This window comes from Polaromonas sp. P1_G1 (genome assembly GCF_056405595.1).
This window is the reverse complement of record NZ_JBFUBU010000011.1, coordinates 59,145-84,862: the sequence shown is the minus strand read 5'-3', so window position 1 is coordinate 84,862 and position 25,718 is coordinate 59,145. Positions and strand designations below refer to the sequence as shown.

Annotated in this window: 25 protein-coding genes; 16 read left to right on the top strand and 9 right to left on the bottom strand. The window is 64.7% G+C overall.

All coding sequences use genetic code 11. From position 1 onward, the window contains the following. Window positions 1–17: 17 nt before the first annotated feature. Window positions 18–1,355 (bottom strand): M20 aminoacylase family protein, encoded by a 1,338-nt coding sequence (locus AC1D1Y_RS07295; protein WP_477681754.1) that lies wholly within the window; start codon window positions 1,353–1,355, stop codon window positions 18–20. Window positions 1,356–1,388: 33 nt separating this feature from the next. Next, window positions 1,389–2,030: a DUF3047 domain-containing protein gene (locus tag AC1D1Y_RS07290; protein WP_477681753.1), complete on the bottom strand. Its 642-nt coding sequence runs from the start codon at window positions 2,028–2,030 to the stop codon at window positions 1,389–1,391. A 13-nt stretch (window positions 2,031–2,043) separates the two neighbouring features. Here AC1D1Y_RS07290 and AC1D1Y_RS07285 point away from each other — a divergent pair, with 13 nt between their 5' ends. Beyond that, the gene (locus tag AC1D1Y_RS07285; protein WP_477681752.1) at window positions 2,044–2,367 is read left to right on the top strand and encodes a hypothetical protein; all 324 of its coding nucleotides are present in this window, start codon (window positions 2,044–2,046) and stop codon (window positions 2,365–2,367) included. A gap of 73 nt (window positions 2,368–2,440) precedes the next feature. On the opposite strand, the gene AC1D1Y_RS07280 is transcribed toward AC1D1Y_RS07285, so the two are convergent. Then, on the bottom strand, window positions 2,441–3,613 hold the full coding sequence (locus AC1D1Y_RS07280) for a porin (RefSeq protein WP_477681751.1): 1,173 nt from the start codon (window positions 3,611–3,613) through the stop codon (window positions 2,441–2,443). A 359-nt stretch (window positions 3,614–3,972) separates the two neighbouring features. Further along, window positions 3,973–5,031, bottom strand: coding sequence for a porin (locus tag AC1D1Y_RS07275; protein WP_477681750.1), 1,059 nt, complete (start codon window positions 5,029–5,031; stop codon window positions 3,973–3,975). A gap of 736 nt (window positions 5,032–5,767) precedes the next feature. Between AC1D1Y_RS07275 and AC1D1Y_RS07270 the strand changes: the two genes are divergently transcribed. Together AC1D1Y_RS07270 and coq7 are read left to right on the top strand one after the other, a co-directional pair. Beyond that, window positions 5,768–7,039: a porin gene (locus AC1D1Y_RS07270; RefSeq protein ID WP_477681749.1), complete on the top strand. Its 1,272-nt coding sequence runs from the start codon at window positions 5,768–5,770 to the stop codon at window positions 7,037–7,039. A gap of 108 nt (window positions 7,040–7,147) precedes the next feature. Beyond that, on the top strand, window positions 7,148–7,777 hold the full coding sequence (gene coq7 / locus AC1D1Y_RS07265; RefSeq protein ID WP_477681748.1) for a 2-polyprenyl-3-methyl-6-methoxy-1,4-benzoquinone monooxygenase: 630 nt from the start codon (window positions 7,148–7,150) through the stop codon (window positions 7,775–7,777). Window positions 7,778–7,802: 25 nt separating this feature from the next. On the opposite strand, the gene AC1D1Y_RS07260 is transcribed toward coq7, so the two are convergent. Beyond that, a complete protein-coding gene (locus AC1D1Y_RS07260; protein ID WP_477681747.1) occupies window positions 7,803–8,261 on the bottom strand; it encodes an OsmC family protein in 459 nt (152 codons plus the stop codon). Window positions 8,262–8,561: 300 nt separating this feature from the next. On the opposite strand from AC1D1Y_RS07260, the gene ilvA reads away from it, so the two are divergent. The 8 genes from ilvA to AC1D1Y_RS07220 are packed head-to-tail and all read left to right on the top strand — an operon-like array spanning window position 8,562 to window position 17,340. Beyond that, window positions 8,562–10,166: a threonine ammonia-lyase, biosynthetic gene (gene ilvA / locus AC1D1Y_RS07255; protein ID WP_477681746.1), complete on the top strand. Its 1,605-nt coding sequence runs from the start codon at window positions 8,562–8,564 to the stop codon at window positions 10,164–10,166. A 16-nt stretch (window positions 10,167–10,182) separates the two neighbouring features. Further along, a complete protein-coding gene (locus AC1D1Y_RS07250) occupies window positions 10,183–10,446 on the top strand; it encodes a cysteine-rich CWC family protein (RefSeq protein WP_477681745.1) in 264 nt (87 codons plus the stop codon). After that, entirely contained in the window at window positions 10,403–11,464 is a 1,062-nt protein-coding gene (gene cobT / locus AC1D1Y_RS07245; protein WP_477681744.1) for a nicotinate-nucleotide--dimethylbenzimidazole phosphoribosyltransferase, read from the top strand. Before AC1D1Y_RS07250 ends, cobT begins: the two co-directional genes overlap by 44 nt. 17 nt (window positions 11,465–11,481) lie before the next feature. Further along, window positions 11,482–12,327 (top strand): adenosylcobinamide-GDP ribazoletransferase, encoded by an 846-nt coding sequence (locus AC1D1Y_RS07240; RefSeq protein WP_477681743.1) that lies wholly within the window; start codon window positions 11,482–11,484, stop codon window positions 12,325–12,327. 19 nt (window positions 12,328–12,346) lie between these two features. Next, a complete protein-coding gene (locus AC1D1Y_RS07235; RefSeq protein WP_477681742.1) occupies window positions 12,347–12,904 on the top strand; it encodes a histidine phosphatase family protein in 558 nt (185 codons plus the stop codon). A gap of 22 nt (window positions 12,905–12,926) precedes the next feature. Continuing rightward, on the top strand, window positions 12,927–13,895 hold the full coding sequence (locus tag AC1D1Y_RS07230) for a 5'-nucleotidase (RefSeq protein WP_477652372.1): 969 nt from the start codon (window positions 12,927–12,929) through the stop codon (window positions 13,893–13,895). Window positions 13,896–13,919: 24 nt separating this feature from the next. Then, complete coding sequence (locus AC1D1Y_RS07225) at window positions 13,920–15,731, top strand: ABC transporter ATP-binding protein/permease (RefSeq protein ID WP_477681741.1); 1,812 nt, start codon at window positions 13,920–13,922, stop codon at window positions 15,729–15,731. Beyond that, on the top strand, window positions 15,724–17,340 hold the full coding sequence (locus AC1D1Y_RS07220) for an MFS transporter (protein WP_477681740.1): 1,617 nt from the start codon (window positions 15,724–15,726) through the stop codon (window positions 17,338–17,340). Before AC1D1Y_RS07225 ends, AC1D1Y_RS07220 begins: the two co-directional genes overlap by 8 nt. 128 nt (window positions 17,341–17,468) lie before the next feature. Here AC1D1Y_RS07220 and queC read toward each other — a convergent pair whose 3' ends face one another. Both queC and AC1D1Y_RS07210 read right to left on the bottom strand, forming a co-directional pair. Further along, window positions 17,469–18,194, bottom strand: coding sequence for a 7-cyano-7-deazaguanine synthase QueC (gene queC / locus AC1D1Y_RS07215; protein WP_477681739.1), 726 nt, complete (start codon window positions 18,192–18,194; stop codon window positions 17,469–17,471). 18 nt (window positions 18,195–18,212) lie between these two features. Next, window positions 18,213–19,391, bottom strand: coding sequence for a fumarylacetoacetate hydrolase family protein (locus tag AC1D1Y_RS07210; protein ID WP_477681738.1), 1,179 nt, complete (start codon window positions 19,389–19,391; stop codon window positions 18,213–18,215). A gap of 147 nt (window positions 19,392–19,538) precedes the next feature. On the opposite strand from AC1D1Y_RS07210, the gene AC1D1Y_RS07205 reads away from it, so the two are divergent. The 5 genes from AC1D1Y_RS07205 to AC1D1Y_RS07185 all read left to right on the top strand — a co-directional run bounded on the left by AC1D1Y_RS07205 (window position 19,539) and on the right by AC1D1Y_RS07185 (window position 24,153). Continuing rightward, the gene (locus AC1D1Y_RS07205; protein ID WP_477681737.1) at window positions 19,539–20,315 is read left to right on the top strand and encodes a 2-keto-4-pentenoate hydratase; all 777 of its coding nucleotides are present in this window, start codon (window positions 19,539–19,541) and stop codon (window positions 20,313–20,315) included. 85 nt (window positions 20,316–20,400) lie between these two features. Continuing rightward, window positions 20,401–21,204 carry an isocitrate lyase/PEP mutase family protein gene (locus tag AC1D1Y_RS07200; RefSeq protein WP_477681736.1) on the top strand — a complete coding sequence of 268 codons (804 nt, stop codon included), beginning with the start codon at window positions 20,401–20,403 and terminating at the stop codon, window positions 21,202–21,204. Window positions 21,205–21,362: 158 nt separating this feature from the next. Further along, window positions 21,363–21,815: a carboxymuconolactone decarboxylase family protein gene (locus AC1D1Y_RS07195; protein ID WP_477681735.1), complete on the top strand. Its 453-nt coding sequence runs from the start codon at window positions 21,363–21,365 to the stop codon at window positions 21,813–21,815. Between the two features lie 8 nt (window positions 21,816–21,823). Next, entirely contained in the window at window positions 21,824–22,720 is an 897-nt protein-coding gene (gene sigJ / locus AC1D1Y_RS07190; RefSeq protein WP_477681734.1) for an RNA polymerase sigma factor SigJ, read from the top strand. Continuing rightward, window positions 22,717–24,153, top strand: a complete 1,437-nt coding sequence (locus tag AC1D1Y_RS07185; protein ID WP_477681733.1) for an MFS transporter — start codon at window positions 22,717–22,719, stop codon at window positions 24,151–24,153. Before sigJ ends, AC1D1Y_RS07185 begins: the two co-directional genes overlap by 4 nt. A gap of 25 nt (window positions 24,154–24,178) precedes the next feature. Here the strand turns inward: AC1D1Y_RS07185 and AC1D1Y_RS07180 are convergent, their stop codons facing one another. Then, a complete protein-coding gene (locus AC1D1Y_RS07180; RefSeq protein WP_477681732.1) occupies window positions 24,179–24,583 on the bottom strand; it encodes a DoxX family protein in 405 nt (134 codons plus the stop codon). 49 nt (window positions 24,584–24,632) lie between these two features. Further along, window positions 24,633–25,583 (bottom strand): LysR family transcriptional regulator, encoded by a 951-nt coding sequence (locus AC1D1Y_RS07175; RefSeq protein ID WP_477681731.1) that lies wholly within the window; start codon window positions 25,581–25,583, stop codon window positions 24,633–24,635. Between the last annotated feature and the right edge of the window lie 135 nt (window positions 25,584–25,718).

Sequence of the window (25,718 nt, the reverse complement as noted above, 5' to 3'; positions counted from 1 at the left end):
GGCACCGGGCCGCGGTATCAGGCGAGGGGCAGCGAACGCTCCACGATGCCGGCGAACAGTGCCGAGCCCAGCGGCAGCACGCTGTCGTTGAAGTCATAGCAGCTGTTGTGCAGGAAGCGGCTGCCGACGCCGCCGGTGGTGCCGCCTTTGCCGTCGGGCAGCTGCTCGCCCTGCCCCAGGCGCAGGTAGGCGCCCGGCTTGACGCGCAACATGAAGGAGAAATCCTCCGAGCCCATGCTGGGTTCGAGGTTGCTCACCACGTTTTCCGCACCCACGAGCTGGTCCGCCACGGCGGTGGCCAGTGCGTACTCGGCGGGCGAATTGATGGTGGCCGGGTAGATGCGTTCGTACTTCACGGTGGCGGTGGCGCCGAAGCCCTGGGCCACGGCCGCGCACAATTCCTTGAGGCGGCGCTCGACCAGATCCTGCACTTCGGGCTTGAAGGTACGCACGGTGCCCACCAGCATGGCGGTCTCGGGCACCACRCTCATCGCGCCCAGGTCGCCCGCCCGGACGGCGCAAATGCTGATCACCGCGTTGTCCATGGCCTTGACGTTGCGCGACACAATGCTTTGCACCGCGGTGATGATGTGAGCGGCCACCAGCACTGGATCCACCGTCAGGTATGCATGCGCGCCGTGGCCGCCTTTGCCGGTCACCTCGATAGTGATGCGGTCGGCCGCGGCCATCATGGGGCCGGGGTTGATGCCGATGGTGCCGGGTTGCATCGCGGGCCAGTTGTGCATGGCGTAAATCGCCTGCACGGGAAAGCGCTCGAACAGGCCATCCTTGATCATTGCGTCGGCCCCGCCGCGCCCCTCTTCCGCGGGCTGGAACACCAGCACGGCATCGCCGGCGAAGTTGCGTGTCTCGGCCAGGTAGCGGGCGGCGCCCACCAGCATGGTGGTGTGGCCGTCGTGGCCGCAGCCGTGCATCAACCCAGTTTTTGAAGACTTCCAGCCGAACTCGTTGTGCTCGGTCATGGGCAGCGCGTCCATGTCGGCGCGCAAGCCCACCATGGGCCTCAGGCCGGACTTTGCGGTTTTCTGGCCCTTGATGACGGCGACCACACCGGTCTTTCCGACACCCGTATGCACCTCGTCGACGCCGCATAGCTTGAGCGCATGCACCACACGGCTGGAGGTGTAGACCTCCTCAAAACCTAGTTCTGGATGGGCATGCAGGTCGCGGCGGAAAGCGGTGAGTTCGGGGTGGTACTGCACGATCTGCGCGAAAGCCCGGCCGCTGGCGCGCAGCTGGGGCGGGCGATCCGTGCTGTCGGCGATATCCGCCGCTGCGGTGGGCTGGAGGGATGAGGCACCTGGAATATTTGGAAGGGTGGCCGGAGCGCGCATGTCAGTGAAATTCCGAGTTCAGCTGTTGGAATACTAGTCTTGAAGGGATGGCGGCGCAAACACAGGGCTTTGCAAGAGCTGCACCGATGCGGCGGTCACGGCGGGAACGGCCATGGCGTTCAAAGGCTTGTTCACCAGGCTGACCGGGCCATACCAAGCCTTGGTTTTTTGCCGCGTGTTGTCGCTGTCCGTCATGATGGCAATACCGACCAGCGCCCCCGGCGCTTCGCCGAAGGCTTTTTCATAGTCGGCGCGGATGTCGCGCTCGTAGTCGAGCCAGCGGCCTAGCCGCGCCGGTCCGGACTCAAGCACCAGCTTGCGGATGCGGTCGGTGCGGGGGTTGATGACCACGCTTTCCGGCGCGCTGTGCGTGCCCCACACATACATGAGGGTTGCATAAGGAAGCGGCTCACCCGTCAGGGCCAATGCCAGTTCCGACAGCATGGCGTTTTTGGCGGAGAACTTCGAACGGTCGCCTTCGAAAGCGAGCAACACGCGCACCGGGGAATCGTCACTGTCGCGCTGCGTCATGTCGGCGCCGGCGATCATCATGGGCACCTTCCAGGAGAAACCCAGTTTGCCCAGGTCTGAAGGCTCGACCCGCAACTGCTGCCGCAGCATGCTGGCGGCGCTGTCGGATTCGCTGGAAACGGCTTCACGCCCATCCAGCCGCACCGCGCGATAGCGTGTGGACTTCTTCCCCGGAAATGCGCAATGTTGCCATTTGACGGTGTCCGGGATTGAAGAGGAATTTGAGTTTGAACTTGCGGGCGACGCCGAGGCCCAGTTCACGTCCTGGCTGCTTGCCGGCTCTGAAGTTCCTACTCCCGCGCAGGCCGCAAGCAGGGTCACACAAGCGACAACCATCAGCGCACGGAGCGTTCTCGAGAAAAAACAGGGAAACGACAAGGTCATGGAAAGACAGAAGGTGAAGCTACATAGCTCAACGCGGCCGGGGCAGAAAAGGTTTCAAAAAATCCGGAAATTTGTACTGCAGTCATTTCAGCCATGAAAAAAGCCGCCTCGGGTTTCCCCGGGGCGGCTTTCAGATCTTCATAAGAAACTGGCGTTAAGCCAGCTTCAAATTAGAACGTGTGGCGAATGCCAGCTGCGATCGTGGTGGTGCGGGTGATGCTGCTGGTAGGAGCGATCACCATGGTGTTCGCAGCCACGCCAGAGTAGTTCTTCGTGCTGACGGCACCCGTGTACAGGGTGGTGCGCTTGCTCAAAGAGTACAGAGCCTGGACGCCCCAGCCAGTGCTGGAACCCAGATCGTCACCCTTGGAGCGAGCATAACCAGCGCTCAGGGTCGTTGCGCCCAGAGGCACTGCAACGCTCAGGCTGTACTCTTTCTGTGCGCCCAGTTCGTGAGCAGCAACCACAGCGCCGGTCGAGCTGAACGTGGTGATGACGTCCTTGAACTTGGCGCGGTTGGCACCGAAGCCGACTTTGGCAACGCCGAAGTCATAAGAAACGTTCAGCAGCGTGTTGGTCAGAGCTGGCTTGGTCGTTGCGGTGCGGGCAGCACCTTCAGACTGGTAGCCGCCGGAAACAACCAGAGGGCCGTTTGCGTACTTCAGGTTGGCAGACACGGTGTTGCTTGCGCTGACAGCGGCCGTCTTGTCTTCGCCGAAGGCGTACATGAACGAACCGGTGAAGCCGCCGAAGTTAGGCGAAACGTACTTGACGCTGTTGTTGAAGCGGGTGTTGAAACCAACCCAGGTCACGTGGGCGCCAGAGCCGTTGCCGTTGTGGTTCAGCAGGACAGCATTGCCAGCCAGGGTGCCGATGGCGCCTGCTTGAGCGGTGCTGAAGCCGTTGTTGGTGTTCGAAGGATCGAACAGCGTAGCGCCCATCATGGCGTGGTCAGCAGACACGTCGTCGTAGGAGCTGGAGTTGCGACCGATGGTCACGGTACCGAAGCCGCTGGAGATACCCACGTTGGCGCGACGGCCGAACAGCAGGCCGCCTTGGCCGGAAGAACCTGCGTCGAGGTTGACGCCGCTTTCGAGGTTACCGATGACAGCCATGCCGCCGCCGATGTCTTCGCTGAAGCGAATGCCCCAACGCGAACCGTTCAGGCCGCCGGAGTCAATCTTGGCTTGGCTGATGCCGGTGATGGCAGCGCCGCTAACTTGGTTGGTCTTGTAGCTGCCGATGTTGGCGTCGAGCAGACCATAGATGGTCACGGTCGACTGAGCTTGTGCTGCACCAGCCATCGCGCCGAGTGCGGCCAAAGCGATAAGGGTCTTTTTCATTGAGAGTTTCTCCAAGGTTAAACATAGGGCTCCGGCACGGGGACCATTTGCGGACTTGCGTCCTCGTGGTTCCACCAGAGACCCGGGCCAACCCCCTTTCGGGAAGTTGGCTCTATTGCACCAGACTGGGCTTCAATTCGCAAAGGAATGCCCAAAAAAACCAACAACACGTTGCGCTCAAGCCACAAATGGACGCCAACCAGTGGAAAAGAAACAACGCCCGCAAAAACCGGAGATTCCCTCTTGCCAAAAAACCTGTTCCCGCTTTGATTCCGGCCGTTTCAATGAAAAAAGCCGTTTCAGTGAAACGGCTTTCAGGAAACCCGCGCGAGGCGGGGTTCAGGTTCAGGTCAAACGGATCAGAACGTGTGGCGAATGCCGGCACCGTAGGTGCTGGTCTTGCGCTCGGCCGCGCCGCCGGTTTCCTTGCCGGTCTGGATGCCAGCGTACAGGTTCGAACGCTTGGACAGGGCATACAGGGCTGCAAAACCGTAGCCGGTGCGCTTCAGGTCGGGAGCGCCGGCCAGCAGCGTGCTCTTGGAACGGGCATAGCCACCGGACAGCGTCAGGGCGCTGGTGACAGGGAAGTCCAGGCCGATCTGGTATTCCTTGGTCTTGTCCGCCGCCACACCGGTGATCGGGGTGGTGCCGTTCTTCACGTTACCGTAGGCGCCCAGCAGCTTGACCACGCCGAAGTCATAGGAACCGTTCAACTGCGTGTACTTGACCGCGGTGGCGGCGCTGGTGGTTTTTTCGGTCTGGTAAGCCAGCGAAGCGCCGATAGGGCCGTTCGCGTAAGCGACGTTCATGCTGATGATTTTGCCGGCGCCGACAGCGGCGGTCTTGTTTTCACCGAAGCTGTACATGCCGGCAGCGGAGAAGCCGCCGAAGTTGGGGGTCTCGTAGTAGATCGAGTTGCCGGGACGATCCTGGTAGCTGTTGCTGGCCCACACGCTGGTGGAAGGCGCGAACAGCAGCGAGTCAAAACCAGCAGCGCCGGAACCCTTGACCATGTCGTAAGGGGTCCACATCTTGCCGAGCTTCAATTCACCGAAGCCGCCGGAAAAGCCCATCCATGACTGGCGGCCGAAAATCGCAGTGGAGGTCGCGCCGGTGTAGGGGTTGGTGTAGTTGTTGGAAACACCGGTGCTGGGGTCAAAGCCGGCTTCCAGCAGGAAGTTGGCTTTGAGGCCGCCACCGAGGTCTTCAGAGCCCTTCAGGCCGAAACGGCTGGTCTGCAGACCGCCGCCGCTGCCGGAGAAAGGGTGCGGAACGTTCACGCCGGTGCGGCTGATGTTGTTGTCCTTGACGGTACCGACCCATGCGTCCACGAGGCCGTAAATGGTCACGGTGGACTGCGCGGATGCCACGCCGGAAACGGCCAGCACTGCCAGGGCAACTAGGCTTTTCTTCATCATTAGAAATCTCCAAAAAGGTGGGAAACACATAAAAAACGCGAAAACATTTCAAAGGGCTTTTGATTGATCGACCCCAGGCCGATTTAATCAATCCGTCACAAATCATACAAAGCCCTTATCGCTTCATTAGCAAATTTCACGCCCGATTGTTGGCCCCTGACCACACTGCTAGGTGTCATGCCGTACCAGCCCCATGCCGGGGAGCCGTCTGCGGCCGGATATGCCCTTCGATGTTGCCTAAACACACCAAAATGGCGCTTTTTTCCATAAGCGCATCGTTTTGGTGAACACACGCTGACCGGGGCCGGCGGCCGCGTTTTTCGGCGCTCCATGCCAACCAGAGGCATCGCAACGGGGGCGGTGCACACTCGAAACTGCCCAGGCACCCCGTGGGGCTGTGGCTCACGTACCACGGCTTGGCCAAAATAGAGACCAAGCCCTAAGCCGGCTTCGCGCATCCGCCAAACCAGTTCTTGGCACGACGCAGCACCCCCATCCCCAGAGGGAAGCGGCAAGAAATGGGGGGCTTGCACGGCTTTTTTCGGGGCTTTGCCCTGACGGCAAAAACCTCGGGTTTTCCCCTGTCGCGAAAGTGATACCCCCCGTAGTGACACTCTTTACGGCTCACGGCATCGCCATTAATCTTTCCTTCACAAAGACGGCCTGCCAGGGTAAGGACGGGCGTCAAAATTTCCCGCCATTCAGCGCTTTTTTAATTACAACTCCTGGAGACTCCATGAAAAAACTGACCCTCGTTGCAACTGCGATCATGGGACTTTTGTCCACCTCGGCCGCCATGGCGCAAAGCACCGTGACCGTCTACGGCATTCTTGATGCAGGCTTCAACCACGTGAGCGGTCTGCGCCAGGGCTCCGTGAGCACGATTGCCAGCGGCATCATGGAAGGCTCGCGTTTCGGCCTCCGCGGTTCGGAAGACATCGGCGGCGGCTACAAGGCCATCTTCACCCTTGAAAACCGCCTCGAGCTGGACACCGGCTCCGTGACCAACCGCCCGAACTCCGGCACCCAGATGCCTGATCGCGTCGCCACCTCGGTGGCTGCGGGCGTCGCAGGTCTCCCCCTTCCCGTCGCAACCCGCGACTTGCTGATCGCCGGCGTGAATAACACGCTCGCCACCGGCGCATTCGGCGTGAACCTGGCCGGCAACCTGTTTGACCGCCAGGCTTACGTCGGCCTGGTGACCCCTTTCGGCGCCTTCACGGCCGGCCGCCAATACACGCCCGGCTACCTGGTGGCCGCGCAGTTTGACGCTTCGCAGACCCAGTCCAGCCTGGCCGCCGGCCAGGTCGCCAGCCTGCCAGCCGCATTCGACATCCGCTTGAGCAACACGCTGCAGTACGCGATCCAGACCAGCGGCGTCACCGCATTGCTGATGTACGGCGCCGGTGAAGTCGCGGGCAGCAACTCCGCAGGCCGGTTCTGGGGTGGCATGGTCACTTACAAGGGCAACGGTTTCTCGGTGGGCTATGGCCACAACGGCAAGAACAATGAGCTGGGCCAGAAATCCCTGACCAACGACCTGATCGGCGCCACCGTCGACATCGGCCCCGGCACCCTGTACGGCCAGTACGCCACCATCAAGGACGACAATCCAACCGGCATCTCCACGATTGGCGCTTCTGTCACCGCTTCCACCGGCAGCGCGTTGGTCGGTACGGCGTTCCAGAATGCCTACAACGCCGCCTTCAGGCAAGACGCCAGGCTGATGCACATCGGCTACCGGCTCACCACCGGCCCACACACCTGGGTCGTGGCCTTCAACCGCCTGGATGACAAGCGCACGGTGAACGCCGATACCGATTCCTACGGTTTCACCTACACCTACGCGCTGTCCAAGCGCACCAACCTGAACGCCGTGCTGACCCACTTCAACAACAAGGGCCAGGGCCAGGTCGCACCAGGCGGCAACGGCTTCCTCGGCGGCGTAACCTCCGCGGCCGGTGTTGGCTCCACCAACATCGCCCTGGGCATCCGCCACACGTTCTAAACCGGAACCCCACCCGGATCCAATCCGGGCGCGTCACGAAAAAGCCCCTTCACAGGGGCTTTTTTCATGGGCGTTTGCATGCCAGGAGTCCGGCGCTAACATGGCGCCATGACCACCGCACTCGACACCGCCCTGAATGCCGCCGACGGCGCATTGCGAACCCTTTTTGCCGCCCCCCGCGCCAGCCGCGCCTGCCCCACCGTGCCCGGCGAAAAGACCGAGCTGGCGCTGCAGGACAAGGCCTTGTCGGGCGCGCTGATGCGGGTCAACCATGTGGGAGAGGTCTGCGCGCAGGCCTTGTACGCGGCGCAGGCGCTGGGCACCCGCGACCCGGCACTGCGCGAGCATTTCCTGCAGGCCAGCCGCGAGGAAGGCGACCACCTCGCCTGGACCAAGGCCAGGCTGGACGAACTGGGCGCCCGCCCCTCGCTGCTCAACCCGCTTTGGTACGCCGGCGCCTTCGGCCTGGGCCTGGTCGCAAGCCGGCTGGGCGACCGCCTGAGCCTGGGCTTTGTCGTTGAGACCGAGCGCCAGGTCGAAGCGCACCTGGCCGGGCACCTGGAACGCCTGCCGCTGGGCGACCACGAGTCGCGCGCCATCGTGGCGCAGATGAAGGACGACGAAGCCCTGCACGCGCGGGACGCCGAACAGGCCGGCGCCCTGCAGCTGCCAGAGCCGGTCAAGGCGCTGATGCGCTCGGCCGCGCGCGTCATGACGACGACGGCGCACTACCTCTGAAGCCGCGGCCCGAGCCGCAACGCCCTTAAACCTCCAGCACCTCGAAGCTGGTGGTGATGTCCGCGGTTTTCGCCAGCATGATGGTGGCCGAGCAATATTTGTCGTGGCTCATGGCCACGGCGCGTTCCACCGCGCTGGCGGCCAGGCCCTTGCCCGTCACCACAAAATGCATGTGAATTTTGGTGAATACCTTGGGGTCCACGGCAGCCCTTTCAGCGCTCAGCTTGACCGAGCAGCCATGCACGTCCTGGCGGCCGCGCTTGAGGATCAGCACCACGTCATAAGCGGTGCATCCGCCCGTGCCGGCCAGCACGGTCTCCATGGGGCGGGGCGCCAGGTTGGCACCGCCGTTTTCAGGCTTGTCCGCATCGGGCGCGCCGTCCATCACCAGGGTGTGGCCGCTGCCCGTTTCGGCGAGGAAGCTCATGTTCGAGCGCGATCCCGTGTTGGCGCTGTTGCCCGTCCAGCTCACCGTGCATTCCATAAACTCCGCTCCTTATGCATAAAATTTATAACTAAACCGTGAAAAATGTCGAGTTTGCGCCACAAGATATTGTGCAGCGCAACATCGCTCCGCTATACTGAAATCATCGCATCAATACTGATCGCCCACGGCGTCACAAGGTATTTGGTGCCACTGGTTGTCTCCTCCACCTCCTCTAAGGGTGGATTTACAGGCCCAGATCGCAAGGTCTGGGCCTTTTTTCTTGGGTCATCGAATTGCGTGCCGGCTCGCTGCGGCGCTTTTTCTCGCGCCACTATGATGTCAGGCTGCGAGAAAAACATGCCCACCCCGACCAAAACCGCCAAAAGCCTCCCCAAAACAGCCCCTTCCGGCAAGCCGCTCACCCCCGCCGACTACCTGAAAAAGATTCTCACGGCGCGGGTCTATGACGTGGCCGTGGAATCCAGCCTTGAGCCCGCCAAAAACCTCAGCCTGCGCCTGAAAAACACCGTGCTGCTCAAGCGCGAAGACCAGCAAGCGGTGTTCAGCTTCAAGCTGCGCGGCGCATACAACAAGATGGCCCACCTGAGCCCGGCCCAGCTCAAGAAAGGCGTGATCTGCGCCTCGGCCGGCAACCACGCACAAGGTGTGGCGCTCAGCGCGCAAAAACTCGGCGCCCGCGCCGTCATCGTCATGCCCACCACCACGCCGCAGCTCAAGGTCGACGCGGTCCGCGCCTGGGGCGGCGAGGTCGTGCTGCGCGGCGATAGTTATTCGGACGCCTACGCACACGCCGTGGTGCTCGAGAAAAAACACGACCTCACCTTCGTCCACCCTTTCGACGACCCAGAGGTGATCGCCGGCCAAGGCACGATCGCGATGGAAATCCTCATGCAACTGCAAAGCCTGGGCTCCAGCCGGCTGGACGCCGTGTTCGTGGCCATAGGCGGCGGCGGGCTGATCTCCGGCGTGGCCAACTACATCAAGGCCGTGCGCCCCGAGATCAAGGTCATCGGCGTGCAGATGAACGATTCCGACGCCATGCTGCAGTCGGTCGACGCCAAAAAGCGCGTCACCCTGAGCGACGTCGGCCTGTTCGCCGACGGCACGGCCGTCAAGCTGGTGGGCGAGGAGACCTTCCGCATCAGCCGCGGGCTGGTCGATGAATTCATCACCGTCGACACCGACGCGGTCTGCGCCGCCATCAAGGATGTGTTCGTCGACACGCGCAGCATCGTCGAGCCTTCGGGCGCGMTGGCCGTGGCCGCCGTCAAGCARTAYGTGGCSAMGCACAAGACCAAGGGCGAGACCTATGCCGTGATTTTGAGCGGCGCCAACATGAACTTCGACCGCTTGCGCTTCGTCGCCGAGCGCGCCGAGGTCGGCGAAGAGCGCGAAGCCCTGTTCGCCGTGACGATTCCCGAAGAGCGCGGCAGCTTCCGGCGTTTTTGCGAAGTCATCGGCGAGCTGCCCGGCGGGCCGCGCAGCGTGACCGAGTTCAACTACCGCATCAACGACGACGCCAAAGCCCATGTCTTCGTCGGCCTGACCACCTCGGCCAAGGGAGAAAGCGCCAGGATCGCCGCCAATTTCTCGCGCCACGGCTTCAAGACCCTGGACCTCACGCACGACGAGCTCGCCAAGGAACACATACGCCACATGGTGGGCGGGCACAGCGCGCTGTCCAAGGACGAGCGCCTGCTGCGCTTCATATTCCCCGAGCGGCCCGGCGCGCTGATGAAGTTCCTCTCGAGCATGCGGCCGGGCTGGAACATCAGCCTCTTCCACTACCGCAACCAGGGCGCCGACTACGGCCGCATCCTGGTGGGCCTGCAGGTGCCCAAGGCCGACAACAAGGCCTTCAAGGACTTCCTCGACACCCTGGGCTACCCCCACGTCGAGGAAACCGCCAACCCGGTTTACCGGCTTTTCCTGCAAAGCTGACCCCGGCACAACCGCCATGAATGCACAAGGCGCACCCTCGGCAAAGCCCGCCCCGGCCAACACCTCGGTGTGCCCGCGCTGCGGTGCCGGCCTGCGCTGCGGCATGGTGGCGGGCGATGCCGAATGCTGGTGCGTCAAGCTGCCTCACGTCATGCCTGTTCCCAGCGAACGCACCCCATCATCGCAAGGCAGTGCGCTGTCCTGCTTCTGCCCCGCCTGCCTCAAGCTGATCACCGATGAACGCTCCCGACTTTCCACCCCTGATCCTGCCCGCGATTGAGCCCACCGCCGACCTCCCGCTGGAGGCCAGGCTGCGGCACAAGATTGCCCACAAAACCAAGCCGCTGGGCGCGCTCGGCCGGCTCGAAGGCCTGGCGCTGCAGCTGGGCCTGATCCAGCGCAGTGAAACCATCACGCTGCGCGAGCCGCAGATGGTGGTTTTCGCCGCCGACCACGGCATCGCCGCCGAAGGCGTTTCAGCCTACCCGCAGGCCGTCACGGTGCAGATGGTCGGCAATATGCTGGCCGGCGGCGCCGCCATCAACGTCTTCGCGCGCCAGCATGGTTTTGCGCTGCAAGTGGTGGACGCCGGCGTCGCGGCCGAACTGGCGCCGCACCCGCAACTGCTGCAGCGCAAGATCGCGCCCGGCACACGCAACATCCGCCACGAGCCCGCCATGACGGCCGCGCAGGCACGTGCCGCCTTGCAGGCCGGCATGGACATCGTGCGCCAACTGCCCGGCAATGCCGTCGCCTTCGGCGAGATGGGGATTGCCAACACCTCCGCCGCCGCCCTGCTGTTCGCGCGCCTGGCGGGCGTCGGCATAGACGAGGCCACGGGCCGCGGCACCGGGCTGGACGACGCACAGCTCGCGCACAAACGCCAGGTGCTGGCACAGGCGCTGGCCCGCCATGCCGGCGCCGTGCAACCCCTAACTGCGCTGGCCGCCCTGGGCGGCTTTGAAATCGCCATGATGGCCGGCGCCATGCTGCAGGCCGCGAGCGAGCGCCGCGCCGTGCTGGTCGACGGCTTCATCGCCGGCGCCGCCGCGCTGGTGGCCCGGGCCCTGGCGCCCGCCGCGCAGGACTACATGGTGTTTTGCCACCGCGGGGACGAACACGGCCACCGCCTGCTGCTGGCCCACCTTGAAGCCGATCCGCTGCTGGATCTGGGCCTGCGCCTGGGCGAAGGCACGGGCGCGCTGCTGGCCTGGCCGCTGCTGCAGTCTGCGGCCGGCTTCCTCAACGAGATGGCCAGCTTTGACTCCGCCGGCGTGAGCGGCCGCGAAGACGCCTGAACCGCACGGGGCACCGCATGACCGCCATCGCCCAGTTCATCCGCGAGTACCTGCTCGCCGTCCAGTTCTTCACCCGCATCCCTATCACTGGGCGGCTGGCTGACTGGGTGGGCTACAGCCCCGAACTGCTGCGCGCCAGCGCCGGGCACTTCCCGGGCATAGGCATCCTGGCCGGCGCTTTTGCCGCCGCCCTGTACGCCCTGGTGCAAGCCCTGTTGCCAGACACCACCTTCACGCCGCTGGTGGCCGCCGCGCTGTCCACCGCCGCCACCGTGCTGCTGACCGGCGGCTTCCATGAAGACGGCCTGGCCGATACCGCCGACGGCCTGGGCGGCGGCTACGACAGGGAGCACGCGCTGCAGATCATGAAGGACTCGCGCGTCGGGGCCTTCGGCGCCATGGCGCTGGTGCTGGCCGTGCTCGCCAAGGTCTCGCTGCTGGCCATCCTCGGTTCGGTCGAAGGCGCGCCCACCGGCTGGGAAGAAGCGCCCTTTGCCAGCTGGTACATCTGCGCCGCGCTGTGGACGGGCCACGTCGTCTCGCGCGGCCTGCCGCTGCTGCTGATCTACCTACTGCCACACGTCGGCGACACGGCCGCGTCCAAGTCGAAGCCGCTGGCCGACCAGATCTCGCCGGGCGCCCTGCTGGTCGGCTTTGCCTGGTGTTTCGTGGCGCTCGCCCTGGCCGCCCTTGCGCTGGACGCATTGAATCTCATCGTCGCCTGCAGCTTTGCCCTCCTAGCGCTGCTGTGGATGGGCCGGATGTTCAAGCGCCGGCTGCAGGGCTTCACCGGCGACTGCCTGGGCGCGACCCAGCAGGTCTGCGAGATCGCTTTCTACTTTGGCCTGGCCATCAGCCTGTGACCAGGACAAGCACCAAGCCATGAAACTCTGGCTGGCCCGCCATGCAACGCCACTGGTGAATCCCGGCATCTGCTACGGCCGGCAGGACGTAGCAGCCGACGCGACCGCCACCGCAGCATGCGCACAGGCACTGTCCAAGCTGCTCCCCGCAGGTACCCGGGTCAGCTATTCCCCGCTCAAGCGCTGCGCGCAACTTGCAAAAGCCTTGCGCCAACTGCGGCCCGACCTCGCCTGCAGCAGCGACCCACGGCTTCAGGAAATCAACTTCGGCGCCTGGGAAGGCCGCGCCTGGCAAGACATCGCCCCCGCAGAACTGCAATCCTGGACAGACGGCTTCGCCGAATACGCCGTGGGCGGCAGCGGCGAAAGCACAAGCCAGGTCATGGCGCGAGTCGCCTCGGCCTTCGATGAATTGCGGGGCCAGGCAAACACCCTGTGGATCACCCACGCCGGTGTCATACGCGCCGTGGAACTGATCGCACGCGGCACGCGTCAGGTCAACAGGGCCGACGAGTGGCCTGTTGAAGCGCCGGCCTACGGCCAATGGTGCACACTCGAGCTGAAAACTCCCTCCTAAAACCCAGACAAGGCATAAAAAAATGGCAGCAACCCTGGATGGTCAGCTCGTGGTGGCGATCTCGTCGCGCGCGCTGTTTGATTTTGAGGAAGAAAACCTCGTCTTTGAAACCGGCATGACGGCCGCGCCGCCACCCGGCGTCAAAAAAGACGCGGCCTACATGAAGCTGCAGCTCGAACGCCTGGACGTGCCGGCCAAGCCCGGCGTCGCCTTCTCGCTGGTCAAAAAGCTGCTGGCCTTCAACGACGCGCCCGAAAGCGCCGGCGAGGCCGCCAGCCCCGCGGCGCCCGCCCAGCGCGTGGAGGTCGTGATCCTGTCGCGCAACGACCCGGTCTCGGGCATGCGCGTCTTTCGCTCGGCCCAGCACTACGGCCTCAAGATAGAGCGCGGCACCTTCAATCGCGGCGAAGCGCCCTGGCGCTACCTCAAGCCGCTGCACGCCAACCTGTTTTTGTCGGCCCACCTGAGCGACGTGCGCGACGCGCTGGCCGCGGGCGTGCCGGCCGCGCAGGTCTACCCCCATTCTGTGCGCGCCAGCGACGCCCATCCCAATGAAGTGCGCATCGCCTTCGACGGCGATGCGGTGCTGTTTTCCGACGAGGCCGAGCGCGTGTTCCAGGCCCAGGGCCTGTCGGCCTTCCAGCAGCACGAGCGCGACAAGGCCTCGCAGCCGCTGCTGGCCGGCCCCTTCAAGCCCTTGCTCGAAGCGCTGCACCGCCTGCAGCAGGTCGGCACCTCGCACATGCGCATACGCACCGCGCTGGTCACCGCGCGCAGCGCCCCGGCGCACGAACGCGCCATCCGCACGCTGATGGAATGGAACATCGAGGTCGACGAGGCCATGTTCCTGGGCGGCCTGGCCAAGGGCGAGTTCCTGCGCGAGTTCGAGCCCGACTTCTTCTTTGACGACCAGACCGGCCACGTCCATTCCGCCGCCCAGCACGTACCCTCGGGCCATGTGGCCAGCGGCGTTTCCAATCAGTTGTCCTGAATTTCGAAAACAAAAATGTCCACCATGACCCAGACACCCGCCTCCGGCCTGTTCGCCAAATTCCGCGCTTTCCGGCGCTTGGCGGGGCGCATAGTGGCGCTGGCCGCACCCTATTTCCGGTCCGAAGAAAAATGGAAAGCACGCGGCCTGCTGCTGGCCATCGTGCTGCTCAACCTCGGCACGGTCTACATGGCGGTGCAGTTCAATGACTGGTACCGCGTGTTTTACGACGCGCTTGAAAAGCGCGACCAAACTGTCTTCTGGCAGCAGATGGGCCGCTTCAGCTACCTCGCCTTTGGCGCGATCATCATCGCCGTCTACAAGTTCTACCTGACCCAGCTGCTTCAAATGCGCTGGCGCGCCTGGATGACACGCGACTACCTTCGCCGCTGGCTGTCGCACCATGCTTTCTACAAGATGGAGCTCGCGCGCTATTCCACGGCTACCGACATCAACGCCAGCCCCGACAACCCGGACCAGCGTATCCAGGAAGACGTGCACTCTTTCACCACGTCCACGATCTCATTGAGCATGGGCGTGCTCAACGCGGTCGTGACGCTGGTCAGTTTTGTCGGCATCCTCTGGACACTGTCGGGGCCGCTTGGATTCACCCTGGGCGGCAGCAGCTACAGCATCCCGGGCTACATGGTCTGGGCCGCGGTCGCCTATTGCCTGGTCGGGAGTGTGCTGGCCCACTACATCGGCAGGCCGCTGATCAAGCTCAACTTCATGCAACAGCGCTATGAGGCCAACCTTCGCCACCATCTGGTACGGGTTCGCGAATACAGCGAACCCATCGCGCTGGACCATGGCGAGGCTGTGGAACGCGGCCAGCTCGACGGGCGCTTCACGACAGTGCTGGCAAATTACCTGAACCTGATACGCGCCAACAAAAAGCTCATCTGGTTCCAGAGCTTCTTCGGCCAGGCCGCCGTGATTTTTCCCTTCTTTGTCGCGGCACCTCGCTTCTTCAGCGGGGCGATCCAGCTCGGCCAGCTCATCCAGATTTCCTCCGCCTTCGGCAAGGTGCAGGATTCGCTGAGCTGGTTTGTGGACAACTACGACACGCTTGCCAGCTGGCGCGCCACCACCGACCGCCTGACCAGTTTTGAAGACAGCATGATCGCGCAGACAAAAGACAATGAAGCGCTCGTCACCACACCATCAACCGAACTTGGGTCCACCGGCCTCAAGCTCGCGCTGCCCACGGGTGCCGTGCTGCTGGCGGACATGTCGCTGAAGGCTCACACCGGCGACCATATCCTTCTCAAGGGCCCATCGGGCAGCGGCAAGTCAACCCTGTTTCGCGCCTTCGCCGGCATCTGGCCTTTTGCCAGCGGCAGCATCGCGAAACCTGCAAACGCGATGTTCATTCCCCAGCGCGCCTATTTCCCCAATGGCTCCCTGCGCGATGCGCTGGCCTACCCCGAGCCCGCCGCGGCTTACAGCGACGAGGCCCTCAAGCAGGCGCTTGAGGAAGCCCTGCTGCCCGACCTGGCCTCGCGGCTCGATGAGGAAAATGCCTGGAGCCAGAAACTCTCGGGCGGCGAGCAGCAACGCCTGGCGATCGCACGCGTGCTGCTGAAAAAGCCCAAATGGATTTTTGCCGACGAAGCCACCAGCGCACTCGACGAAGCCGCCGAAAAGACGCTGTATGAACGCCTGCTCGCGCTCGTGAAATCGTCGGGGGGCTCTCTAATCTCCATAGCCCACCGGCCCAATGTCGCCGCCTTCCACGACCGGCAGTGGACCCTGGAAAAGCAGCCCCCGGGCTCAGCCGCCCTGTACCGCTTGACGGCCAGCCAGCTCCCAGGAGGAAGCGCCGCGAATGCCTGAAGAAATGTCCAAGCCGGCTGCGCCGGAGGCCGCCGACCTCTCCGCCTGGGCGCCCATCAAGCGTCCGGTGTTCCGCATGCTGTGGAGCACCTGGCTGGTCGCCAACATCTGCATGTGGATGAACGACGTGGCGGCGGCCTGGATGATGACCTCCATGACCACCTCGCCGATCTGGGTGGCGCTGGTGCAGTCGGCCTCCACCTTGCCGGTGTTCCTGCTGGGCCTGCCCAGCGGAGCGCTGGCCGACATCCTGGACCGGCGCCGCTACTTCATCATGACGCAATTCTGGGTGGCCGGCGTGGCCACGCTGCTGTCCATCACCGTGATCTCGGGCGTGATGACGCCGGCCCTGCTGCTGGCGTTGACCTTTGCCAACGGCGTCGGCCTGGCGATGCGCTGGCCGGTGTTCGCCGCCATCGTGCCCGAACTGGTGCCGCGCGTGCAGCTGCCAGCCGCGCTGGCGCTTAACGGCGTCTCCATGAACGCTTCCCGTATCGTCGGCCCCTTGGTGGCCGGCGCGCTGATCGCCGGCGCCGGCACCGAATACGTCTTTGTGCTCAACGCCGTACTGTCGGTGGTTTCGGGCTTCGTCATCATGCGCTGGCGGCGCGACCACGCGCCCAGCCCGCTGGGGCGCGAGCGCCTGGTCAGCGCCATGCGCGTGGGCCTGCAGTTCGTCGGCCAGTCGGCGCGCCTGCGCGCGGTGCTGCTGCGCATCGCCATCTTCTTTTTCCATTCCACCGCCCTGCTGGCCCTGCTGCCGCTGGTGGCGCGCGGCCTGCACGGCGGCGATGCCGGCACCTTCACGCTGCTGCTGGCCTCCATGGGCGCGGGCGCCATCGTCGCCGCGCTCAACCTGCCGCGGCTGCGCCAGATGATGCCGCGCGACGTGCTGGTGATGCGCTCCACGCTGCTGCAGTCGGTCTCCATGGCGGCCATGGCCTATGCGCCCAACGCCTGGGTGGCGGTGCCGGCCATGGTGCTCAACGGCATGGCCTGGATCACCTGCGCCAATTCGCTCAGCGTCTCGGCCCAGCTGGCGCTGCCCGACTGGGTGCGTGCCCGCGGCATGTCGATGTACCAGATGGCCATCATGGGCGCCAGCGCCGCCGGCGCCGCGCTGTGGGGCCAGGTGGCCACGCTGAGCAGCGTCTCCACCGGCCTGCTGGTCGCTGCCGCCAGCGGCACCGCTGTGATGTTGGTGGCAAAGCACCTGGTGTCCGACCTCAGCATCGAGGAAGACATGACGCCCTCGCGCCAGTTCAAGGCGCCCGTGGCCGAAGAACCGCCCGGCGTGGGCAATGTGGTGGTGACGATTGAATACCTGGTGGACCCGGCGCGCGCCGACGACTTCCGCGCGCTGATGCAGGAAAGCCGCCGCAGCCGCCTGCGCCAGGGCGCGCTCGAATGGGAACTGCTGCGCGACGTCAACAAGCCCGGCCGCTTTGTCGAGCAAATCGTCGACGAATCATGGACCGAACACCTGCGCCGCTTTGACCGCGTGACCGCCAGCGACGTGGCGCTGCGGGAGCGCAAGCTGGCGTTTCATATCGGCGAAGAGCCGCCGGTGGTTTCGCGATGCGTAGTGGAAAGCCTAGTGAGGGTCTGATTTAACTCCTTCCCCCTCTGGGGGAAGGTAGGGATGGGGGCCAGCGGCGTGCGATTCATCAACCTGCCGGCCAGATCAAACAGCCCCCATCCCAGCCTTCCCCCAGCGGGGGAAGGAGCAAGAGCAACTCAGGCGGCGCTTGCCGTATACCGTTCAAAGCCCCGCGCCCGCAGCTCACAAGCCGGGCACGTCCCACACCCATAACCCCACGCATGGCGGTGCACACGATCACCCAGGTAGCAGGTGTGGGTGTGCTCCACGATCAGGTTCACCAGCGCCTCGCCGCCGCCCGGCTCGCCTGACTTCTCACCAATGTCATGCGCCAGCCGCCAGGTATCCGCCTTGTCTATCCACATCAGCGGCGTTTCGATCAGGAAGCGCTTGTCCATGCCCAGCGACAGCGCCAGTTGCATGGCCTTCATGGTGTCGTCGCGGCAATCGGGGTAGCCTGAGAAATCGGTTTCGCAGACGCCGGTGACCAGCACCTGCAGGTCGCGCCGGTAGGCCAGCGCTGCCGCCAGCGTGAGGAACAGCAGGTTGCGCCCCGGCACAAAGGTGTTGGGCAGGCCCGAGCTTTCCATCTTGAAGGCCACGTCGCGGGTCAGCGAGGTGTCGCTGACCTGGCCCAGCACCGCCAGGTCCAGCAAATGGTCTTCGCCGAGCTTGTGGGCCCACTGCGGAAACTGGCTCTTGATTTCGCGCAGCACATTGAGGCGCGCTTCCAGCTCCACCTTGTGGCGCTGGCCGTAGTCAAAGGCCACGGTTTCGACGCGTTCGTATTTGGACAATGCCAGGGCCAGGCAGGTGGTGGAATCCTGCCCGCCGGAAAACAGCACGAGTGCGGAAGTGTGCATGCCGGTTACCTCCTTGCCTTAGATCAGCTTTCGCTTGGCCAGGCTTTGCATCAGCGCCGAGATGCCGAAGGTCCAGGGCGCGGCCTTGTCGGAAGTCGTCACGCGGTTGACCAGGCTGCCGAGCTGCGGCGTGGCCACAGTGACTACGTCGCCGACCACATGGGTAAAGCCCTGGCCGGGGCCGTGGCGGTCCTGCGTGGGCGCGAACATGGTGCCCAGGAAGAGCATGAAGCCGTCGGGATACTGGTGGTTGGTGCCTATGGCCTGGGCCACCAGGTCCAGCGGGTCCCGGCTGATCTTGCTCAGCGAGCTGCCGCCCTTCATCTCAAAACCCTCGGGGCCGGTCACCGTCATGTTCAGGTCGCTGCGGCGCACGTGGGCGATGTTGAACTTGTCGTCGAACAGTCGGATGAAGGGGCCGATCGCGCAAGAGGCGTTGTTGTCCTTGGCCTTGCCCAGCAGCAGCGCGCTGCGGCCTTCGAAGTCACGCAGGTTGACGTCGTTGCCCAGCGCCGCACCCACCGTCTCGCCGCGCGAATTGACGGCCAGCACGATTTCGGGTTCGGGGTTGTTCCAGTGGCTGTGCGGGTGTATGCCCACCTCGGCGCCCGTGCCCACGGCGCTCAGCGGCTGGCTCTTGGTGAAGATTTCGGCGTCGGGGCCTATGCCGACTTCCAGGTACTGCGACCACACGCCCTGGGCGATCAGCACTTCCTTGAGCTTGTCGGCCTCGGGCGAGCCGGGCTTGATGCTGCTGAGGTTGTCGCCGATCACGCCGACCACGGCCTTGCGCACCGCCTCGGCCTTGCTGGCATCGCCGCGCGCCTGCTCTTCGATCACGCGCTCCAGCATGGAGGCCACAAAGGTCACGCCGGCCGCCTTGAGCGCCTGCAGGTCGCAGGGCGCCAGCAGCCAGGGCAGCGCGGGCTTGCGCGCATCGGCCGCGGAATTGGCCAGCACCTCGGCCGTGCCCGCCAGGCGCGGCAGCGAGGGCGCGGCGGCGCGCACGGCCTTGGCCACATCGGGCAGTTCCAGCAGCTGGCTGGCCGTGGCGGCCACGCTGGACAGGTCGAACACGCTCTCAGGTGTGACCAGCGCCAGCACGGGCCCGGTGCCCTCCACCCACACACGCCCGACCAGCAGGGCATCGGCGGCATCAACAGGCAAGGCGGAAGCAAGGCTCAAGGAGTTTTTCATGATGAAGGAATGGGTTTGCGGAAGGGAACGGAGCGCCCAAAATCGGGCCCAGGGCGCCAATACTACAGGGGTCGGACAGCCGCCGGCGCCGCTACACTGAAATGCCCCGGCCCTCCTGGGCAGCCCCCACCCCACCCTCTGATCAATATGTCCCTCACACCTGAACAGATCACGCAGGCCGCCACGGAGTTGACCGCCCGCCGAAACAGCGGCCAGCCCGGCCAGCGCCTGCCCGAAAGCTGCCGCCCGCTGGACCTCGAAGACGCCTGGCAGGTGCAGCAGGCCGTCACCCTCGGCCTGGACCAGGCGGTGGGCGGCTGGAAGGCCTCTCCGCCCAGTCCCGGCAAGCTCGTGATGGCGCCGATTTACCGGCCCGCCATCAGCCGCCCCGCTATCTGCACCGTGGCTTTTCCCGTCGACAGGGACCTGGACAGCGTGAAGGTCGAGCCAGAGCTGGCCTTTGTGCTGGCGAAAGACTTGCCACCGCGCGAGCAGCCCTATACCGAGGCCGAGATCGATGCGGCGGTGGGCGCCGTGCATGCCGCGCTCGAAATCTGCGCGAGCCGCTATGAAGACCATAGCGGCCTGCCCTTCCCCGAAATGCTGGCCGACGGCCTGGTCAACAACGGCCTGTGGCTGGGACCTGAGCTGGCGGCGCCCGAGGCCGCTTCCTTTGAATTGAGCTGGCAGGCCGGCGACCAGCCGGCCAAAAAAGCCCAGGCCAAACACCCCAACGGACACCCGCGCGCGCCGCTCTACTGGCTGGCGAATTTTCTGAGCGAGCGCGGCCTGGGCCTGAAAGCCGGGCAGGCTGTCATCACCGGTTCCTATGCCGGCGTGCTGACGGTGCCGGCCGGTCAGACGGTGACATTTGATTACGCCGGGCTGGCCCGCTTTGAGGTGGAATTCCGGCGGGGTATATAGGTCTGGAAATAGCCGCTAACAGCCGCTAATGCCGCCGCGGCTTGCTAAGCTGTACACCCTTGTTCTTTTCCCCAGCGGAGACCCCATGCGAGCCCTTCACCACCCGCAGTTTTTGCAACTCCACCAGTCACCCGGCAACATCCTGCTGTTGCCCAACGCCTGGGACGCAGCCAGCGCAAAAATCTTTGAAGCATCCGGCGCCGCGGCCGTGGCCACCAGCAGCGCTTCGCTCGCCTGGGCCTGCGGTTATGCCGACGGCGGCGCGTTGCCGCCGGACGAACTGCTGCATGCGGTCAGCAACATCACCCGTGTCCTGAAGGTGCCGCTGACGGTCGACATGGAAGATGGTTACAGCACCGACCCGGCCGAGGTCGGTCGGCTGGCAGCCGCGGTGGCGTCGGCCGGTGCCGTGGGCATCAACCTCGAAGACGGAAGCGACGCGCCTGCGTTGCTGATAGAAAAAATACGCGCCATCCGTACAGCGCTCAAAGGCTCACCGCTGTTCATCAATGCCCGCACCGACGTCTACCTGCGCAAGCTGAAAGTCGATAGCACCCCGGCCCAGGCCAGCATCGCCCGCCTGAAGCTGTACCAGCAGGCCGGCGCCGACGGCGCTTTTGTGCCCGGCCTCACGGCCCTGCCCGAGGTCGAAGAAATCGGTACGGCCGTCAGCATGCCGCTCAACCTGATGGCCATGCCCGGCTTGCCGGCCGTCGCCGCGCTGCAGGCGGCAGGCGTGCGGCGCCTCAGCGTGGGGCCTGCCCCTTTCCAGGTGGCTTATGAACATGCCCGGACCAGCGTCGAGGCCTTGCTCAAACAAGACTTGTCGCCGCTGCTGGGTCCCAAGCTCGACTACTCGGCCATGAATGCCTTGCTGGCGGCCCGCTGATCCAGTCCATTCGCTCCCGAACATCGCCTGACTCCCCCTGGGATTCAGGCGATTTTTCATGGATTTCATTTTTTTTGGAAGCAGGCGTCACAAACGGCAAAGCTGGATCGTCAATACGGTGTGACACCCAACTTTTAATCACTTTTTAAGGAAACACCATGACTGCCACCACCGCTACCGCCGCCAACACCGCGCCCGTCCGCATTGACCTCGCCATTCCCGACGTTTTCCCCGCCTTGCTCAAGGTCAGTGAAACCATAGCCGCCCAGGGACTCGACAAAAAACTTCAGCACCTAATCCACCTACGCGCCTCACAAATCAACGGCTGTGCCTTCTGCGTGAAGATGCACCTGCGCGAAGCCCGTGAAGACGGCGAAACCCAAGACAGGCTGGACCGCCTCGTCGTCTGGGCCCACGTCAACGACTTCAGCGAAGCCGAGAAAGCCGCACTGGCCTGGACGGAAGCCCTGACCACGCTCGACCACAAGACCGACTACGCCAGCCTGCGCGGCCGCCTGCGCCAATCGTTCACCGACAAGGAAATCGGCGCGCTGACCGCTAACATCGGCCAGATCAACCTCTGGAACCGCATCCAGGTCTCTGCACACTAAGGTTCGTCATGGAAAACATCGACCCCACCGCCGTGTTTGAAGAAAGGCGCAGGCACCTGTTCGGCCTGGCCTACCGCATCCTCGGCTCGCGGGCCGATGCCGAAGACGCCGTGCAGGACGTCTTCATCAAATGGCTGGCGGCCGACCACGCCAGCATCGCGACGCCGGCCGCTTGGCTCACCGCCATCTGCACGCGGCATTGCATAGACATGCTGCGCGACGCCCAGCGCAGCCGGGTCGACTATGTCGGCACCTGGCTGCCCGAACCGATCCAGACCCGCACCGACGAAACACCCGAAACCCACGCGCTGCTGGCCTCGTCACTCAGCATGGCTTTTTTGCTGCTGCTGGAGCGGCTCACGCCCAAGGAGCGCGCGGCCTACCTGCTCCACGAGATTTTTGACACGCCCTACCCCGACATCGCCGAGATGCTGGACATGGAAGAAGCAGCCTGCCGCAAGCTGGTCTCGCGCGCCAGCGTCAACATCGCCCAGGGCAAGGTGCGGCACGTGACGCCGCCCAAGGTGCAGGACGACCTGCTCAGCGCCTTCCGCGAAGCCATCAGCGCCGGCAGCACCGAAGCGCTCGCCGGGCTGCTCTCCGACGACATCGCCGTCTGCGCCGACAGCGGCGGCAAGGTCAGCTCCATCGAAGGTGTGGTGCAGGGCAAGGGCAGCGTACTCACCCTCATCGCCACCCAGTTGGCCCAGTACTGGGCCGCCTACGAATGGCTGCCCTGCGAGATCAACGGCGGCCGCGCCATCCAGCTGCGCGCGAACGACGGCGAAATCGCCGCGGCCATCACCTTCGCCTATAACGACGAGGGCAAGGCCACCAACATCTACATCATGCGCAACCCCGACAAGCTCGACGGCCTGCATTTCGGGCCTGAAGCGCTGGCATGAGCAGCGCACCCACGGGCTGGGCGGCCCTGCTGACCGGCGTCAATGCCGTGCGCACGCTGGCCCTGGTGGGCGGTGTGGCCCTGCATGCCATCAATCTCTACATAGGCACGACCATCCTGCCGTCCGTCGTGCGCGACATCGGCGGGCTCGAGTTCTATGCCTGGAACACTGCGCTGTTTGTGGTGGCCTCCATCATCAGCGCCGCCATGGCGACGCAGGTGCTGGGCAAGCTTGGGCCGCGCCTTGCGTATGTGCTCGGCGCCGCGATCTTTGCCCTGGGCTCGCTGGCCTGCGCGCTGGCGCCGTCCATGCCCGTGATGCTGGCCGGTCGCGTGGTGCAGGGCTTTGGCGGCGGCCTGCTGCTGGCCCTGCCCTACGCCATGATCCGCCTGCTGTATGACGAAGCCTTGTGGTCCCGGGCCATTGGCCTGCTGTCGGGCATGTGGGGCGTGGCCACCCTGGTCGGGCCGGCCATAGGCGGTGTGTTTGCCCAGATGGACGCCTGGCGCGTGGCCTTTGGCGCGCTGATTCCGGCGGCGGCGCTGTTCACGCTGCTGGCCGTCAGCGTGATTCCCCGGCGCAACACCAGCAGCAACCCGGCGTCGCCGGTGCCTTGGGCGCAGCTCTTTTTGCTGGCCGGCGCGGTGTTTGCGGTGTCCGCCGGCAGCGTCAGCCCGCAGGTGGCCTGGAATGCCGGCGGCGTGGCGGTCGCGACAGCGCTCAGTGCCTTGCTGGTCATGGTCGACAAGCGCGCCTCCAAGCGTTTGCTGCCTAAAGACGCCTTTAGCCCCGGAACGCTGGGCGCGCTGTACCTCGCGATGGCGCTGCTGGCCATGATGGTCACGTCCACGGAGATTTTTTCGCCGCTGTTTTTCCAGGTGCTGCATGCGCAGACGCCGCTTGCCTCCGGCTACCTCGCCGCCATCATGTCGGCGGGCTGGACCTTGGGTTCGCTCATCAGTTCCAGCGCCACCGGCGGCCGGGCCAGGCTGGCGATCCACATCGCACCGGTGCTGGCACTTGCGGGCCTGGTGGGCATGGCGGTGCTGATGCCCTCGCCCAGCGACGGCAGCTGGCAAGTGCTGGCCCCGATCTGCATCGCCATGGTGGCCGTGGGTTTTGCCGTCGGCATCGCCTGGCCGCACCTGAGCACCCGTGTGCTGCAGATCGCGCCGCAGGGCGAAGAAGACCTGGCGGCATCTTCCATCATGACGGTGGAGCTGTTTGCCACGGCCATGGGCGCGGCGCTGGCCGGCATGTTGGCCAACCTGGGCGGGCTGACAAGCCCCGGCGGTGTGCCGGGGACGGCCGGCGCGGCTCAATGGCTGTTCGCCGTGTTCGTCATCGCCCCCGCGCTATGCCTGCTGACCTCGCGGCAAACAGCGAACACAGATTCGCCGGCGACCTCGCAGTCAGCCGACAGGGCCGCGTGAAGCGGCTCAGGCCTGCGCCGGTGTCTTACTTCCGCGAACGGAGCGCGTCCACGCCCCATGCGCCGCCGCCGGCAGCGGCAAAGAACAGGAAGACAAAGCAGAACAACACAGCCGACTCGCCGCCATTCAGCATGGGGGACTGCACAAAGCCTTTGGACGCGTGGCCGATGAAATAAGCAAACGCCAGCAGGCCCGACAGCACAAAGGCCACAGGGCGCGTGAAGAGGCCGACCAGCAGCAGCGCGCCGCCAAAGAGTTCCAGGATGCCGGCAAAGCCAATCAGCGACATCACCTGCAGCCCGTCGAAATAGGCCACATGGGGAAAGCCCAGCAGCTTGGCCGTGCCGTGCTGAATCAGCAAATAAGCGGAAACAATGCGAAGCACCGACAGTGCGCGTGAAGTCAATTGGTCGTTCTGGGCAAAAGCCATGGGATTCCCTCCGTTAAAAGGGAGTCTGAGAGGCCTGCCGTGAAAAAGTTCAGCGCGGCCGCGCAAGTTTCTGGCGCGGCCTGGCCGAAGCTACTGAAGGGCTTGCGGCCGGCGCCGCGCTTTTCTCGGCCAGCAGCTGCACCAGGTGCTGGCGTATCACCGAGGTGATGTGCTCGCGCTGGCCCTGCTCCAGCATGCCGATCAGCCGCGTCGGGGGCCGGCCCGGCAGCGGCAGCACGCGCAGCAGCGCATCGTTGGCCCAGTCGGCGTTCTTGACGTGCGGCACGATGGTGATGCCCACGTTCTGGCGCACCAGCTCGATGATGGCCGACAGCGAGCTGAGCTCGAGGAAGTCCTGCGGGGCCAGGCCCAGCTTACGCAGGGTCTGCTCTATGCGTATGCCGCTGGGCGTGCGCCTGTCGAAGCGCAGAAAGGGCTGTTCGCGCAGCAGCTTCCTGAAATCGCTGCCCGGCGGCGCGACCTGCGAACTCGCGACCACCGTCAGGGGCTCGGTGTACAGCGGCGTCCAGCGCATGCCCTTGCGCTCCTGCGGCGAGTCGTCGACGAAGATGGCGGCGTCGAGCTCGCCGCTCTGCACGCTGCGCGCCAGGCCGCTGGACTCCTGCATGACCAGGCGCACATTGAGGCGCGGGTACAGCGGCTTCATGCGGACCACGGTGTTGGAGAGCAGCCCCATGGCCGTGACGATGGAGCCCACCGTCACCGTGCCGGCGATCTCGCCCTCGCCTTCCAGCCCCTCGCGCATCTGGTCGTAGTAGCCGATGATTTTTTCGGCATGCGCAATCAACGCACGGCCGGCGTCTGACAGCACGACGCCGCGCCCCGAACGTTCGAACAACACAGCCTTGAGCTCGGTCTCAAGCGCGCGCATCTGCAGCCCGACCGCGGCCTGCGTGAGCGCGACGCGGTCGGACGCGGCGGCGAAGGAACCGCCTTGCGCCACGGCGAGAAAGGTCCTCAAAAAGCGGATGGTGCTCACGCGCGACTGGCCTCAATACAAAAGAATAACTTTATCATCTCACAACATAATATAGATATATTTTTTAAACTGGATGGAGAACAATCCGCCCTAACAGGGTTGTGTGACGGACTCATGTCCTCCGCCATCACGGCG

Excerpts from the sequence above, each read along its gene's own strand:
- AC1D1Y_RS07205 (WP_477681737.1), top strand. The coding sequence starts at position 19,539 with ATGTCCCTCACACCTGAACAGATCACGCAGGCCGCCACGGAGTTGACC.
- AC1D1Y_RS07220 (WP_477681740.1), top strand. The coding sequence starts at position 15,724 with ATGCCTGAAGAAATGTCCAAGCCGGCTGCGCCGGAGGCCGCCGACCTC.
- AC1D1Y_RS07240 (WP_477681743.1), top strand. The coding sequence starts at position 11,482 with ATGACCGCCATCGCCCAGTTCATCCGCGAGTACCTGCTCGCCGTCCAG.
- cobT (WP_477681744.1), top strand. The coding sequence starts at position 10,403 with ATGAACGCTCCCGACTTTCCACCCCTGATCCTGCCCGCGATTGAGCCC.
- AC1D1Y_RS07180 (WP_477681732.1), bottom strand. The coding sequence starts at position 24,583 with ATGGCTTTTGCCCAGAACGACCAATTGACTTCACGCGCACTGTCGGTG.
- AC1D1Y_RS07250 (WP_477681745.1), top strand. The coding sequence starts at position 10,183 with ATGAATGCACAAGGCGCACCCTCGGCAAAGCCCGCCCCGGCCAACACC.
- AC1D1Y_RS07210 (WP_477681738.1), bottom strand. The coding sequence starts at position 19,391 with ATGAAAAACTCCTTGAGCCTTGCTTCCGCCTTGCCTGTTGATGCCGCC.
- AC1D1Y_RS07260 (WP_477681747.1), bottom strand. The coding sequence starts at position 8,261 with ATGGAATGCACGGTGAGCTGGACGGGCAACAGCGCCAACACGGGATCG.
- AC1D1Y_RS07230 (WP_477652372.1), top strand. The coding sequence starts at position 12,927 with ATGGCAGCAACCCTGGATGGTCAGCTCGTGGTGGCGATCTCGTCGCGC.
- AC1D1Y_RS07275 (WP_477681750.1), bottom strand. The coding sequence starts at position 5,031 with ATGATGAAGAAAAGCCTAGTTGCCCTGGCAGTGCTGGCCGTTTCCGGC.
- queC (WP_477681739.1), bottom strand. The coding sequence starts at position 18,194 with ATGCACACTTCCGCACTCGTGCTGTTTTCCGGCGGGCAGGATTCCACC.
- AC1D1Y_RS07235 (WP_477681742.1), top strand. The coding sequence starts at position 12,347 with ATGAAACTCTGGCTGGCCCGCCATGCAACGCCACTGGTGAATCCCGGC.
- AC1D1Y_RS07195 (WP_477681735.1), top strand. The coding sequence starts at position 21,363 with ATGACTGCCACCACCGCTACCGCCGCCAACACCGCGCCCGTCCGCATT.
- AC1D1Y_RS07280 (WP_477681751.1), bottom strand. The coding sequence starts at position 3,613 with ATGAAAAAGACCCTTATCGCTTTGGCCGCACTCGGCGCGATGGCTGGT.
- coq7 (WP_477681748.1), top strand. The coding sequence starts at position 7,148 with ATGACCACCGCACTCGACACCGCCCTGAATGCCGCCGACGGCGCATTG.
- AC1D1Y_RS07270 (WP_477681749.1), top strand. The coding sequence starts at position 5,768 with ATGAAAAAACTGACCCTCGTTGCAACTGCGATCATGGGACTTTTGTCC.
- AC1D1Y_RS07185 (WP_477681733.1), top strand. The coding sequence starts at position 22,717 with ATGAGCAGCGCACCCACGGGCTGGGCGGCCCTGCTGACCGGCGTCAAT.
- sigJ (WP_477681734.1), top strand. The coding sequence starts at position 21,824 with ATGGAAAACATCGACCCCACCGCCGTGTTTGAAGAAAGGCGCAGGCAC.
- AC1D1Y_RS07200 (WP_477681736.1), top strand. The coding sequence starts at position 20,401 with ATGCGAGCCCTTCACCACCCGCAGTTTTTGCAACTCCACCAGTCACCC.
- AC1D1Y_RS07225 (WP_477681741.1), top strand. The coding sequence starts at position 13,920 with ATGACCCAGACACCCGCCTCCGGCCTGTTCGCCAAATTCCGCGCTTTC.